The organism is Paenibacillus sp. FSL H3-0302 (assembly GCF_037982245.1).
In the GTDB taxonomy this organism is placed as follows: Bacteria; Bacillota; Bacilli; order Paenibacillales; family Paenibacillaceae; genus Paenibacillus_AQ; species Paenibacillus_AQ odorifer.
This window is the reverse complement of sequence record NZ_CP150284.1, coordinates 6,749,878-6,762,259: the sequence shown is the minus strand read 5'-3', so window position 1 is coordinate 6,762,259 and position 12,382 is coordinate 6,749,878. Positions and strand designations below refer to the sequence as shown.

13 protein-coding genes and 1 riboswitch are annotated in these 12,382 nt (G+C 42.7%); of the genes, 10 read left to right on the top strand and 3 right to left on the bottom strand.

Translation table 11 applies throughout. The annotated features are described in order from the left end of the window. Nucleotides 1–35 precede the first annotated feature (35 nt). Nucleotides 36–1,310 carry a HAMP domain-containing sensor histidine kinase gene (locus tag MHH50_RS30050; RefSeq protein WP_340033809.1) on the bottom strand — a complete coding sequence of 425 codons (1,275 nt, stop codon included), beginning with the start codon at nucleotides 1,308–1,310 and terminating at the stop codon, nucleotides 36–38. Further along, entirely contained in the window at nucleotides 1,310–1,987 is a 678-nt protein-coding gene (locus tag MHH50_RS30045) for a response regulator transcription factor (protein ID WP_076099753.1), read from the bottom strand. Before MHH50_RS30045 ends, MHH50_RS30050 begins: the two co-directional genes overlap by 1 nt. Before the next feature lie 76 nt (nucleotides 1,988–2,063). On the opposite strand from MHH50_RS30045, the gene MHH50_RS30040 reads away from it, so the two are divergent. The 4 genes from MHH50_RS30040 to MHH50_RS30025 all read left to right on the top strand — a co-directional run bounded on the left by MHH50_RS30040 (nucleotide 2,064) and on the right by MHH50_RS30025 (nucleotide 5,828). Then, nucleotides 2,064–2,186 carry a hypothetical protein gene (locus tag MHH50_RS30040; RefSeq protein ID WP_256716004.1) on the top strand — a complete coding sequence of 41 codons (123 nt, stop codon included), beginning with the start codon at nucleotides 2,064–2,066 and terminating at the stop codon, nucleotides 2,184–2,186. Between the two features lie 108 nt (nucleotides 2,187–2,294). After that, nucleotides 2,295–3,038: a polyphosphate polymerase domain-containing protein gene (locus MHH50_RS30035; protein ID WP_076105108.1), complete on the top strand. Its 744-nt coding sequence runs from the start codon at nucleotides 2,295–2,297 to the stop codon at nucleotides 3,036–3,038. Continuing rightward, on the top strand, nucleotides 3,031–3,711 hold the full coding sequence (locus tag MHH50_RS30030) for a DUF4956 domain-containing protein (RefSeq protein WP_076124168.1): 681 nt from the start codon (nucleotides 3,031–3,033) through the stop codon (nucleotides 3,709–3,711). The genes MHH50_RS30035 and MHH50_RS30030 overlap by 8 nt, the downstream gene beginning before the upstream one ends. 23 nt (nucleotides 3,712–3,734) lie before the next feature. Continuing rightward, complete coding sequence (locus tag MHH50_RS30025) at nucleotides 3,735–5,828, top strand: carbohydrate-binding domain-containing protein (RefSeq protein ID WP_340033808.1); 2,094 nt, start codon at nucleotides 3,735–3,737, stop codon at nucleotides 5,826–5,828. A 64-nt stretch (nucleotides 5,829–5,892) separates the two neighbouring features. Here MHH50_RS30025 and MHH50_RS30020 read toward each other — a convergent pair whose 3' ends face one another. Beyond that, complete coding sequence (locus MHH50_RS30020; RefSeq protein WP_063829811.1) at nucleotides 5,893–6,459, bottom strand: TetR/AcrR family transcriptional regulator; 567 nt, start codon at nucleotides 6,457–6,459, stop codon at nucleotides 5,893–5,895. Nucleotides 6,460–6,728: 269 nt separating this feature from the next. Here MHH50_RS30020 and MHH50_RS30015 point away from each other — a divergent pair, with 269 nt between their 5' ends. The 6 genes from MHH50_RS30015 to MHH50_RS29990 all read left to right on the top strand — a co-directional run bounded on the left by MHH50_RS30015 (nucleotide 6,729) and on the right by MHH50_RS29990 (nucleotide 12,063). Next, nucleotides 6,729–7,490: an SDR family oxidoreductase gene (locus MHH50_RS30015; protein ID WP_076124164.1), complete on the top strand. Its 762-nt coding sequence runs from the start codon at nucleotides 6,729–6,731 to the stop codon at nucleotides 7,488–7,490. 427 nt (nucleotides 7,491–7,917) lie between these two features. Beyond that, nucleotides 7,918–8,712, top strand: a complete 795-nt coding sequence (locus MHH50_RS30010) for an alpha/beta hydrolase (RefSeq protein ID WP_076220289.1) — start codon at nucleotides 7,918–7,920, stop codon at nucleotides 8,710–8,712. A 38-nt stretch (nucleotides 8,713–8,750) separates the two neighbouring features. Further along, the gene (locus MHH50_RS30005; RefSeq protein ID WP_340033807.1) at nucleotides 8,751–9,740 is read left to right on the top strand and encodes a sensor domain-containing diguanylate cyclase; all 990 of its coding nucleotides are present in this window, start codon (nucleotides 8,751–8,753) and stop codon (nucleotides 9,738–9,740) included. A gap of 210 nt (nucleotides 9,741–9,950) precedes the next feature. After that, nucleotides 9,951–10,346 (top strand): helix-turn-helix domain-containing protein, encoded by a 396-nt coding sequence (locus tag MHH50_RS30000; protein ID WP_312147483.1) that lies wholly within the window; start codon nucleotides 9,951–9,953, stop codon nucleotides 10,344–10,346. Then, entirely contained in the window at nucleotides 10,343–11,380 is a 1,038-nt protein-coding gene (locus tag MHH50_RS29995) for an EAL domain-containing protein (RefSeq protein ID WP_339245463.1), read from the top strand. Before MHH50_RS30000 ends, MHH50_RS29995 begins: the two co-directional genes overlap by 4 nt. Nucleotides 11,381–11,496: 116 nt before the next feature. Then, nucleotides 11,497–12,063, top strand: a complete 567-nt coding sequence (locus MHH50_RS29990; protein ID WP_076276340.1) for a hypothetical protein — start codon at nucleotides 11,497–11,499, stop codon at nucleotides 12,061–12,063. A 157-nt stretch (nucleotides 12,064–12,220) separates the two neighbouring features. Then, a riboswitch (cyclic di-GMP riboswitch) is annotated at nucleotides 12,221–12,307 on the top strand. Nucleotides 12,308–12,382 lie beyond the last annotated feature (75 nt).

The following is a 12,382-nucleotide window of genomic DNA, read 5'->3' as shown; positions in this document are numbered from 1 at the left end:
AGAGATAACAGGGTTTGAGTCTTTTTTACTTGTAGTTATGAAAGATGTACGTAAAACGTGGTGGACTCGCCGACAAAACTTTTGGCATAAATTTTTCCCTTATGCTGTTCAATAATCGATTTGGCAATCGCCAGCCCTAGGCCATATCCCCCTTGTTTACGCGCCCGGGAAGCATTTGTACGGTAGAATCGGTCAAAGATGCTCGCTAAGTGCTCCGGCGCAATGCCCTCCCCCGTATTGGTGACCGCTAACACCATGTCATTATGTTGTTTTTTAAGGGATAAGGTGACTGAACCTTTAGGGTTCGAATATTTTACAGCATTGTCCAAGAGGATCATAATCACTTGTTTGATCTGTTCACTATTGCCTAGCACTGTCAGATCAGGCTCGATGTCATATTCAAGGGAGATATGCTTCTCAAAGATTACAGCTTCCATCGTTAAAATGATATTTTCAACCACGTCGCTCAGATTGAATTTCGAATAAATCATTCTCGATCTGGAATCGTCCATCTCGGTCAGGTACAACAGATCATTGGTCAGGCTGGTCATTCTTTCTGTTTCCGACTTGATATAGTGCAGCCACTTGGACTGATTGTGAATGGTGTCATCACTGTTGGACAGGAGAACATCCGCATTGGTGTTAATAATAGTCAACGGCGTCTTTAACTCATGGGAAGCATCCGCAATAAATTGTTTCTGTTTCTCAAAAGCCTCCTTTACCGGCGCAATTGAACGATTAGCAAAAAAGCGGCTAGCGAAGTACAAGATAATCAGCATCACTGAGCCAACTACAGAGAAGGTATAGATTAGATTGGTGAGGATTTTTTGCTCTGCAGTGATGTCCAGAAATACAAGCATCGCCCCATCATTCGTATGCTGGATGTTGAAGATCCATCTGCTGCTATCCAAGGTGAACCTTCCGGTATCTTTACCGGCGCTTAGTGCTTCTTGCAGAGCCGTATTATAAAATTCATCGTCCATAGTAAATTTGGAATCTTTCCCCGTAAGGTTGGACGCTGTATCTATTTTCAGCATAAATGAGATTGAGCGTTCTGGAGGAGGTGTTCCGTTATCCGTACGTTTATTATCCACACGTGGTAACGTGGCTCCCCCTTTGGTATTGCCTAATCGTCCTATGTCACCACCGGGAGACTTGTAGTTTTCCATGATTCTGTGAAGATCCATCTGAATATCGTTTTGGACATCCCGGTACGTAATTACATATATGGAGATGAAGGCCACAAGCATGATCACCGAGATGGTGACTAAGTTAACAATAAGAAACCGATTTCTGAGCTTCGTGAACATTAGGTCGTCACCTCTAATACATACCCTACGTTTCTGATCGTACTAATGCGTACGGTCGAATTTAAGAAGGTCAGTTTTTTTCTCAAAAAAGAAATATACACCTCTACATTATTGTGCTCAGCATCTGAATCAAAGCCCCACAGCTTCTCAATAATTTGTTCTTTGGAGGTTACAGCTTGTTTCCTCAAGATCAGAAGCTCCAATAGCTCGCATTCCTTTAGATTGAGCTTGATCTCTTTGCCACCCACGGTAAGTTTCAGATTGGATGTATTCAGTTCAATATCCCCGAACTTTAAAGCATCATCTGGTATCACCTCGCCTTTACGTCTTAGTACAGCCCTTATTCTTGCCAATAAGATCTCCGAGGAAAAAGGTTTGGCGATATAATCGTCAGCCCCATAGTCCAGCCCAGTGACCATATCTGTAATTTCACCCTTTGCGGTAAGCAGGATAACGGGAGTGGGTATCCCCTTTTTCCGCAGCGTCTTGAGGACGCTGACCCCATCCATCTCAGGCAGCATGATGTCGAGCAGCAGCAAATCATAGATTCCACTTAGTGCGTAATCCAGACCCGACCTGCCGTCATGGACTGCATCCACCGAATAATTATGTTTTTTTAATATTTGAGTTAAGGCTTCAGCGAGATGAAGCTCGTCTTCTACTATTAATATTCTCATGGTTTTGCCATCCCCTACATAGAACCAGTATTTGTTATTGAGGTCATTATATCAGGATTACCTTTATTGAACCTTAATGAAGGTTGAGATAGAAGTGACTGCGAACAGCAGTTTGAAATCAAGAAATCTGCAGACAACAGCGGCCGGAAGAACAACATTCACCGCAGTTACGATTTACACCTGTGTTAAGGGAATGTAAAAGATAATCAATAATTTGTAAAACCATTTAAGATTCATTAAAGGTTTGGGATCTAAGATACATTCATAAGCACACGAGACAACGATAAACAGAAAGGATTGATCACATATGGCGATTGAGGTATTCAACCGTTATGAGAACAAATATTTGTTGGACAACGAAGCCTACTATAAATTTTATAACCAATTGCTTGAATACATGGAACTAGACGATTTCAACAAGCAACATGAGTTTTACTCCATAACCAACTTATATTATGACACGGAGCACAACACCCTGATTCGTAACAGTCTTGCGAAGCCCAAGTACAAAGAGAAGCTTCGTTTAAGAGCTTACGGTGTTCCAAATCAAGATACGAAGGTGTATCTGGAAATCAAGAAGAAGGTATTTGGTCTTGTTAATAAAAGAAGAACGTCGCTCAAATTAAACGAGGCTTATGATTTTGTCGCCACCGGCATGGAACCGGAATTCAAGGATTACATGAATAAACAGGTGATTGAAGAGATCAAATATTTTCTGACACGCTATGATTTGCAGCCCAAGGTGTATCTGTCTTATGACCGAAAAGCGTTGTTCTGTAAAAACAATCGCGATCTAAGAATTACATTCGATACAAATATTCGCAGCCGCCGGTACGATCTGAAGATGGAGCACGGTGTTCATGGCGAACCCTTGCTGGAGCCGGGGCAGTGGCTTATGGAAGTAAAGGCTGAGAACACGATTCCGGTCTGGCTGGCCAAAATGCTCTCAGAGCATCAAATGTACCGTACAAGCTTCTCCAAGTACGGCAACGAATATAAAAAAATGCTGAAGAACAGTAAAACAGAACGGGAGAGTGCCCTCTATGCTTGATTCATTATTTACCGTAGCAACTAGTACAGAGTTAACGTTTACCAACGCACTGCTAACTATTTTTATAGCTATTGCTCTTGGCGGGATCATTAGCTACACCTATATGAAGACCAATGCCAGCGGCTATTCGCAAAGCTTCACACTAACAATGGTACTGCTGCCCGTAATTGTGGCCATCATCATTTTGCTTATCGGAAGTAATGTTGCCAGAGCTTTCAGTCTTGCCGGGGCGTTCTCCATCATTCGGTTTAGAAGTGCGCCGGGCGATCCGAAGGATATCACATTTGTTCTGTTCACCATGGCTTCTGGACTTGCCTGTGGAGTGGGTTCCTTTGGATATGCAGTTTTTTTCACCCTTATCCTATGCGCCCTTATGTTTATCCTTAATCGGACTAACTTTGGTGTAAGAACAACGTCGCAAAAAACATTAAAGGTAACCATCCCGGAGAGTCTGGGATATGAGGAAGCCTTCGCTGAAGTATTCAATAAATATAACGTTGGGTATGAGCTTAAAAAGATTAGAACGACTGAGCTTGGCAGTTTATATGAACTGGTCTACGCTGTAACGCTGGGTGAGGCTGTAAACCAGAAGGAATTTTTGGATGCGATTCGTACCCGGAACGGTAATTTAGACCTGTCTCTGACCATGACTCCAACTGCTAATGACTATTAAGATAACGAAAGGATGGATGAAAAATGGATAAATATATAACCGGAAGTAAAGTAGGAATCTTGCTATTGTGTGCATTACTTATGTCGGCTTGCAGTACCAATGCCACAACAACACAGTCTGAAGCGGCGGCGGGTACAGTAGCAGCCTCGGGAACAACGATAACTCAGAATGGGGCTGCTACGGGAGTACAACTGGCAAGCGCCAAATTGTCCGATCTGGTGACGTTCGATGAAGAGGATTCTAATACAACTTGGACGGCTGACCAATCGACGGAAATTGCTTTGGCTGGAACAAGTGCGCTTGTTGACGGCACCGGGGCTGAGTCCAAGGATGGCTCAGTGACAATTACTGCAGCAGGAACTTATGTGCTGTCTGGTAAGTTGAGTGATGGACAGATTGTAGTTAATAATCAGGATGAAGGTGCTGTGCACTTGGTACTGAACGGTGTGAACATCACGAACAGCGATAGTGCAGCAATTGATATTAAAGAAGCGGGGAAAGTGATCATTACCTTGGAAGACGGGACGGAGAACTCCGTATCTGATGGAGCAACTTACGTGTATGCCGATGAAACTACAGATGAACCGAGTGCGGCTATCTTCAGTAAAGCGGATTTAACGATTAATGGGACCGGGAAGCTGTCTGTTTCCGCTAACTATAATGACGGAATTACGAGCAAGGACGATCTAAAAATTATGGGTGGCACTATTGAAATTAAGGCTGCCGATGACGGGATTGTAGGTAAAGATCATGTCGCTGTACAAGACGGAAATATCAGCATAACGGCAGAAGGCGATGGAATGAAATCAACCAACGATACTGAGACGGACAAAGGCTTCATAGCAATAGCAGCAGGAACATTTGATATTACGGCTGGTAATGATGGAATTCAAGCTGAGACTTCACTTGTAATAGATGGCGGAACATACACCTTAGTTACGGGTGGGGGCAACGAGAAGGGTGAAGTGAAAACAGGTGATCAAGGGCAAGGTATGGGCATGAGAGGTGGCCGAGGTCAGGGAACAGGGGATCAAGCACCAGGAGCCACAGGAACCTCAACATCTGAAACCAAACCAGAGACGATGCCAGAAACAAAACCGGAGATACCAACAACGGAAGCATCAACAACGACAACAACGACAACAACGACAGCAACGGCAACAGCTACAGAATCGGAAACACCAAGTACTAAAGGCTTGAAGGCTGGAGGAGATATTAGCGTAAACAACGGAACCTTTACCATCGATTCTGCTGATGATGCAGTGCACAGCAACAGTAACATTGCTATAGCTGATGGAGAATTCAACATCAAAACTGGCGACGATGGAATCCATGCGGATGATTTGGTGGCGATATCTGGTGGTAAAATTGATATTACGAAGAGCTACGAAGGGATTGAAGGAGCAAACATCGAGATTTCCGGTGGCGAAGCTCATGTGGTTGCTTCTGATGATGGAGTGAATGTAGCAGGAGGTAACGATGAGGCGACTGTAGGCGGCGGCCCTCAGGAGCAGGATCAATTCAGCGATTCTGCTAGCAATATGCTAACGATTAGTGGAGGAACACTAACGGTCGATGCTTCAGGTGACGGGCTGGATTCGAACGGCTCCATCACAATGTCGGGTGGCACGGCTATTGTCAATGGACCTACCAATAGCGGTAACGGTGCACTTGATTTCGACGGTAGCTTTGAACAGAGTGGAGGAACTTTGGTGGCTGCGGGAAGTTCGGGCATGGCACAAGCACCGTCTGACACCTCTAGCCAACATGCAGTCAGCATGACCTTCCCTCAGACCCAGGAGGCTGGAACATTGGTTCATCTAGAGGACAGCGAAGGTAACTCGATCCTGACCTTTGCTCCTTCGAAGAGCTATCAAACGGTGGTGATTAGTTCACCGGATCTGAAGGACGGCGGTTCTTACACCCTCTACTCGGGAGGTACCTCGACTGGTAGTGAAGCGAACGGACTGTATACGGATGGTGAATATACAGGAGGAACAAAAGTAGTAGCGTTCGAAATTACAAGCAGCGTAACTTGGCTAAATGAATCCGGAGTAACAACCGCAAACACTAATCAAGGTCCAGGTGGCGGTGGTGGTGGAAACAGAAGACCTTAGGTTATAAATTGCATTCAAAAGCCACTCCAGCATTTTGGAGTGGCTTTTTTTAGTTTGAGATAAATTAGTCGCCGTTAACAGGGATGGAATTCTGTTTAATCGGTTGATTTGAAGTGTTGATGATCACATTGTGTGAATTAAAAGACAGAATTTCAATCAGCTGCTCTGCCATATGGTTAGCTGTATATTTAAATCCGCCTTTTACCCACTCTATGATTAATCCAAATAGAGCATAGGCGGTATAACTGGAAAACAATTCGATATTTACATTGGTATTAGTGTTATTAACTGCGACTAAGTCCCGCTTGGTGAGCTCCTTTAAGAGGTCGCAAATCCTATTTTGGAACCCTGGCAGAACATTGGAATTTATAATGATGGTATAAAAATTAGAGTAAGAGACCACATGTTCAAAAATCTTGATGCTCGAGGTGGTCAGCTCACTAACTATAAATTTATCGGTATGAAGATAGGGTTCTTTATAAGCCTTAATTAAATCCTCCAACACATCATCAATTAGCTCATTTAGAAGTTCTTCTTTGGTTTGATAATGTTTATAGAAGGTTCCGCGGTTTAAATCGGCAAGAGTAACGATATCGGTTATCGTAATGGTGCGGAAATTCTTTTTTTCCATGAGTAATATCAATGCGTTTTTAAGCTCTTTACGCGATTTGCTAGTTCTCCGATTATTTTTAAGCAACAGAAGACCACCTAACTGTCTATTTTCTAATCCTATTTGAACAGAATCCCACGTTATATATATTTATGAACATTTGGTGTCCCATTTGTATATTGATAGTTAAATTTTAGAGGATTAAACTTGAGTAGTATAAATTTTAAGCGTTAAAGAGATTTTATATATTGATATTTACATTATAGATAAACGTAAAGGAGACTTCCAACATGAAACTTCAAGACAGAGTTGCAGTGGTTACTGGGGCGGCATCGGGTATGGGGAAATCTATCGCAGAGTTGTACGCTAAAGAAGGGGCAAAAGTGATTGTAGCCGATCTGAACCTAGAAGGTGCTGAACAAGTAGCCGCAGGGATCAATAGTAACGGTGGAGTAGCTAAGGCACTGAAAGTAAATGTTGCCCTGGTTGGAGATATTGATAGCATGATTGATACCGCTGTAAAAGAATATGGCACGCTAGATATTTTAGTGAATAACGCAGGGATTATGGATGGCTTTGAGCCAGTTGGTGATATTACAGATGAACGATGGGATCTTATCTTTGATATCAATACCAAAAGTGTAATGCGGTCCACTCGTAAAGCACTGCCTATTTTTCTGGAAAAAGGAAAAGGGGTTATCGTTAATACCGCTTCTACAGGTGGGGTAAGTGGTGCCCATGCGGGAGCAACTTATACTGCCTCTAAACATGCTGTAGTAGGCTTGACGAAAAACACAGCTTTTATGTATGCCAACAAAGGGATTCGTTGTAATGCTATCGCACCAGGAGCTACTGCCACAAACATCAGTGCTTCAATGAAAAATATAAATGAATTCGGCGTGAGCCGTACGCAATTAACACAGGCTGTGATCCCTCGTGTAGGTACACCTGAAGAAATCGCACAAGTTGCGTTATTCCTGGCTTCGGATGATTCCAGTTTTGTAAACGGAGCTATCATCGCTGCTGATGCGGGTTGGACTTCTGCATTCTAAATGTTGGTTGTCTACCTCTGCCTCAACAATTTATCCACGGAGTCTTAGGGACACAGATAACGTTATTCGCAAATTTTCAGCCTTTTGAGAAGGAATTCGGACTCCAGAGACGCTATTTCATATAAATCGGCCCATATTTTGTGTTTTCGCGCCAATAGCTGCAGTGGAGTCCGATAGCAATTCAAATGTGGAATAATGGCGCATTTAAGGTCTACTCGGTCCGCTAACCAATTTTTTCGGACAAAATGTGATCGGATTAAACGCAGAGGTACCCCAGCACGCTACCATTTTGCCAAATGATGACCCAAACGGGAGGCTACATAAAACTCCGCTAGAGATTAATCTAGCGGAGTTTTTTCTACGCTTGATATTTCCAGGGGAACCCTGCAAAATAGAGAGAATGCTAACTATAGAGGAGTTATATGAAATGAACGATGTTATGGTGCGGAATCATGTAAAAGTCATTGGAGCAGGAGAAAAAACTATCCTTTTTGCGCATGGATTTGGGTGTGATCAAAGCATGTGGCAGTTTATCACGCCGTCATTTGAGAAAAAGTATCGAATCGTTCTATTTGATTATGTAGGCTCAGGCCATTCAGATTTAAGCGCATATACATCGGATAAATATCATACTCTCCATGGTTATGTACAGGATGTACTAGATGTTATCGAAACATTTGAACTCAAGGATCTTATTTTTATAGGTCATTCTATTAGCTCTATGATCGGTTTGCTTGCTTCAATCGAGCGGCCGGATTATTTTGATAAAATGATTATGATCGGACCTTCCCCACGTTATTTAAATGAGGGAGATGCTTATTTCGGGGGCTTTGAAAAAAGTGATATTACTGAGCTTCTGGATATGATGGAGATGAATTTCGCGGGCTGGGCTAGCTTTATGGCTCCACTTGCGATGAATAACCCTGACCCGATGTTGACTAAACAGCTGGAACGAAGCTTTATTTCGGCCGACCCTATTATCGCTAGAGAATTTGCGGAAGTTACATTTTTTTCGGATCATCGAGAAGATCTGCCTAAAGCGACAGTGCCTACACTCATATTGCAATGCTCGGATGATAGTATCGTTCCTATAGAAGTAGGAGAATATTTACATAGACACATGAATAATAGTACGTTCCGGTTAATGGAGGCCAAGGGCCATTATCCACATATTAGCCATCCGCAGGAGACCATTACTTTGATTAATGAGTATCTTGGGTGAGATGGAGAAGATTATGGTGTTGAAAGGATATTTAGACAATGGATGACCGGTTAAAATATGCGCCATGCGGATATGTTTCCATTACCCATGAAGGAATGATCCTCGATGTGAATCAAACCTTTTTGGACGGGATGGGATATCAACAGGTTGATTTGGTAAATAAACATTTTGAATCTATCATGTCTACGGCCAACAAGCTTATTTTTCATTCATACTTCTATCCTTTTATCAATCTGAATGGACATGTAGAAGAGCTATTTATCAATTTGAAGGACAGCAAGGGGCAAGCCGTGCCTTACTTGTTAAATGGCAGACGCCTTGAGTGTGAAGGTGTAGAGGTCATTGATTGTATTCTCGTACAGATGGGCAAACGTATTGATTATGAGCTAGAGTTACGATCTGCGAAGAAGCAAATAGAAGAGGCGTATTGGGAAAAAGATCAGGCGCTGGCAAAGCTCAAACATATCCACCTGGAAATCGAGCAAAAGCAAGCTGAGTTGCTGGAGATGAATGCCGTTTTAGTAGAGCTATCTACTACAGACAAGCTTACTGGATTAAAGAATAGAAGGTTCCTGCAAGAAAAGCTGGAAGAACAGATTGCAGCGTATCAACGTGATCAGGCGCCTTTTTCATTATGTATTCTAGATATTGATCACTTTAAAAATGTGAATGATAGCTACGGTCATCAGATGGGTGATTATGTCCTGGAGAAATTGGCGAGTGTCCTGAAGTCCCAATCTCGTAAAGAAGATATCGTAGCTAGGTATGGTGGTGAGGAGTTTATCCTTCTGCTGCCTAATACAGATTCATCGGATGCCACGGCAATAGCGGACAATTTGCGGCAATTCATAGCCAGCTCCACTTGGGAGATTGGCAGCATTACGGTAAGCATTGGCATAGCTACCTTTGAAGCAACCGATACAGACATCACTCTTCTGGAAAAAGCTGATCAAGCGCTTTACGTTTCTAAAGAACAGGGGAGAAATCGCGTTACGCATATTATGGATTTGAGTGAAAAGCTTCTTTAATTGGAGGCTTTTTTTGTTATTTATAAACGATACATCCTCTTTGCTCTAATTGCTCTAAAAGGTCTGTTCCCTTCAAGCTGTAAAAGGGAATTCGGAATTTCATGAATGGATCTCCTTTGTAAATCGTATTGGCATCAAGCCTATGTGACAACGTTACGATAGAATATAACAGGATGATGATTTATTATCAGTATGTTGGCATACAAAACTATGGAATGTGGATCATGCCTACATTATCTATTCGGGGATTATGGCGATCTGGAAGTGATCCATCCCTCCAATATAAGAGTGCTGTCTGCGGTGGCTATGAATGATACTGTATTATTTGAGATTAAACATGAGCCTTTTAAGCAGATGCTTGCCGATTACCCGTTGATTAAGGAGCAATTGATGCTGCTGCAAATGGACCGTTTATTTTTATCGAATCGGTTATTACATGAAATGAAATTTCATGATGCGAGAGCGCGTGATATGATCGGAACGTTAAGGGAGACGGCTACCCTTGTGCTTAAAGATCTGCAAGAGCAAAAGATTATTGAGATTCAACATCAGCAGATCACCGTGTTAGACCCGGCGTATTTACTGGAGTATACGGATTTCGATTGAGAAGAGCCGTTCCGGGATTCAGAGAATCGATTATTAAAGGGGTTATGAATGTGGCTTGTAATCATTGTGTAGTAAGAGATCTGAATTTTGAAATCAAGGCTCATGGTGAGCTTAATCTTAGGGTTTTACCTGAGGTTATTCATCACTTGAGTAGAAGTAATACGATACATAAGGTGGAAGAAAATGTGATTACAGTTAAGGAGGCTGGGGTGCGGGATTTTCTGGATTTCTGTAATGACCATATGGAGTCGGAGCAGGTTGAATTCCGTATAGATGACCAAACATGGAGACCTCTATCCGAATTACCCACTGTACTTGATATGGAGTGGATTGATGAGGTTATCACTAAGGGTCTTGTTACTTGCTACTTCCAACCGATTGTGAACGTAAGGGAAGAGATTTTTGCATACGAGCTCCTATCCAGATTTAAAAAAGAAGACGGATCTCTTATCTATCCTAATGAGATTTTTGCGGCGGCACGGAATCGGGGGCGTTTATATGCTTTAGACCGGTTATGTAGAATGACGGCTGTAAAATATGCTGCACCCTTAAATAAAAAAACGTTTATTAATTTTATCCCAACGTCGATCTACGCTCCAGAGTTCTGCTTAAGATCAACCGTTGAACTGGCCAATCAATTAGGCGTCGATCCTTCTCTTTTTGTCTTTGAAGTTGTTGAGACGGAGAAAGTGGATGATCTCGCTCATTTGAAAGCTATTTTGACATATTACAAGGATCGGGGATTTGAATACGCTTTAGATGATGTTGGTGAGGGCTTCAGCACGATCGAGATGTTATTGGAGCTTAAACCCCATTACATGAAGCTGGATATGAAATATGTTCAGGGTGTGTCCAGCGATCTGAACAAACAGAAAATAGCAAAGCAATTTTTAGAAAAAGCTTTAGAAATCCAATCCGTTCCTTTAGCAGAAGGTGTGGAGTTTAGAGAGGACTTTGAATGGCTTAAGCAGAGTGGTTATCAGTTGTTTCAGGGCTATTTATTTGGAAAGCCTGATCCTATTCCCAAACAGTAATCCTAATGAGTATATATCCGTCCAGAGGATGAGATGAATTTCAGGTCAGAGTCTGAGTACAGCCAACCCCCGGGGTTGTATAATTTAGGTAATTTGAAAAGGGGGACGGGATGGATATGAAATGGCATCAATTTGTAACGCGCTGGGCGGATTCTAGGGGCTTTGATGGACGAGAGATTGATTATCAATGGCCTTCTCCCTCATTTCCGGTCATCAGTATACGCAGTAATCTAGGGCGATACTCAGGTCAAGCGTATGGCCGTGGAGGTAAACCCCGTGTGAAGACAGCCGTTGGATTAATCGCTATTGGAGATGTAGCTGTTGGCTTGATTTCCATAGGTGCGATAAGCGTGGGCGTATTATCCTTAGGAGCAATATCACTGGGAATGTGGTTAGCGATCGGAGCAATAGCACTTAGCTGGCTTGGCTTCGCAGTGGGAGCGATTGCGATTGCAGGCGTGGCTGTAGGAGCGATCGCAATCGCGGAAAAAGCGTTGGGGGCCATCGCCATAGGGGATACGGCGTTTGGTGCGATAGCGATAGGCAGGATCGCTGGGGGTGCCATAGCTATCGGACAATGGGCATATGGTGTAATCGCAGTTGGCGAACATGGTTTCGGATTAATTCCCGTCACGGGCGATGTGTGGAATTGGTTCCGGCGTTTGTTTGGATCGGGGAGTTAAGTAGACCTACAGTCCTAAAGGATGTCCTTCTCTTCCGGGATAGTCGATAAATAATATCTATCACATAAGAAAAACTAATTGCAATTACCTATACTCATTTCATACCAATTAATCATGCGATCCGATCTAGGCTTATGTTACTCTTTGAATGTATTCGAAACTTCATAGGCAAACCTATGGAAATGTAGGGACGCAAAGCTATAGGGACTAAGGTTATCATAACTATTGTCAGCCAGCTGCCAAAGAGTGCGTAACGCTTTTTGTTAAAATATAAGAAAGTATAAGTTATAAAACTATACTTAATATCTTATATTTCTCG

What these genes read in the sequence shown, in the direction of transcription:
- MHH50_RS30050 (WP_340033809.1), bottom strand. Translation starts at nt 1,310, where the DNA reads ATGTTCACGAAGCTCAGAAATCGGTTTCTTATTGTTAACTTAGTCACC.
- MHH50_RS30045 (WP_076099753.1), bottom strand. Translation starts at nt 1,987, where the DNA reads ATGAGAATATTAATAGTAGAAGACGAGCTTCATCTCGCTGAAGCCTTA.
- MHH50_RS30040 (WP_256716004.1), top strand. Translation starts at nt 2,064, where the DNA reads ATGAAGGTTGAGATAGAAGTGACTGCGAACAGCAGTTTGAAATCAAGA.
- MHH50_RS30035 (WP_076105108.1), top strand. Translation starts at nt 2,295, where the DNA reads ATGGCGATTGAGGTATTCAACCGTTATGAGAACAAATATTTGTTGGAC.
- MHH50_RS30030 (WP_076124168.1), top strand. Translation starts at nt 3,031, where the DNA reads ATGCTTGATTCATTATTTACCGTAGCAACTAGTACAGAGTTAACGTTT.
- MHH50_RS30025 (WP_340033808.1), top strand. Translation starts at nt 3,735, where the DNA reads ATGGATAAATATATAACCGGAAGTAAAGTAGGAATCTTGCTATTGTGT.
- MHH50_RS30020 (WP_063829811.1), bottom strand. Translation starts at nt 6,459, where the DNA reads ATGGAAAAAAAGAATTTCCGCACCATTACGATAACCGATATCGTTACT.
- MHH50_RS30015 (WP_076124164.1), top strand. Translation starts at nt 6,729, where the DNA reads ATGAAACTTCAAGACAGAGTTGCAGTGGTTACTGGGGCGGCATCGGGT.
- MHH50_RS30010 (WP_076220289.1), top strand. Translation starts at nt 7,918, where the DNA reads ATGAACGATGTTATGGTGCGGAATCATGTAAAAGTCATTGGAGCAGGA.
- MHH50_RS30005 (WP_340033807.1), top strand. Translation starts at nt 8,751, where the DNA reads ATGGATGACCGGTTAAAATATGCGCCATGCGGATATGTTTCCATTACC.
- MHH50_RS30000 (WP_312147483.1), top strand. Translation starts at nt 9,951, where the DNA reads ATGGAATGTGGATCATGCCTACATTATCTATTCGGGGATTATGGCGAT.
- MHH50_RS29990 (WP_076276340.1), top strand. Translation starts at nt 11,497, where the DNA reads ATGAAATGGCATCAATTTGTAACGCGCTGGGCGGATTCTAGGGGCTTT.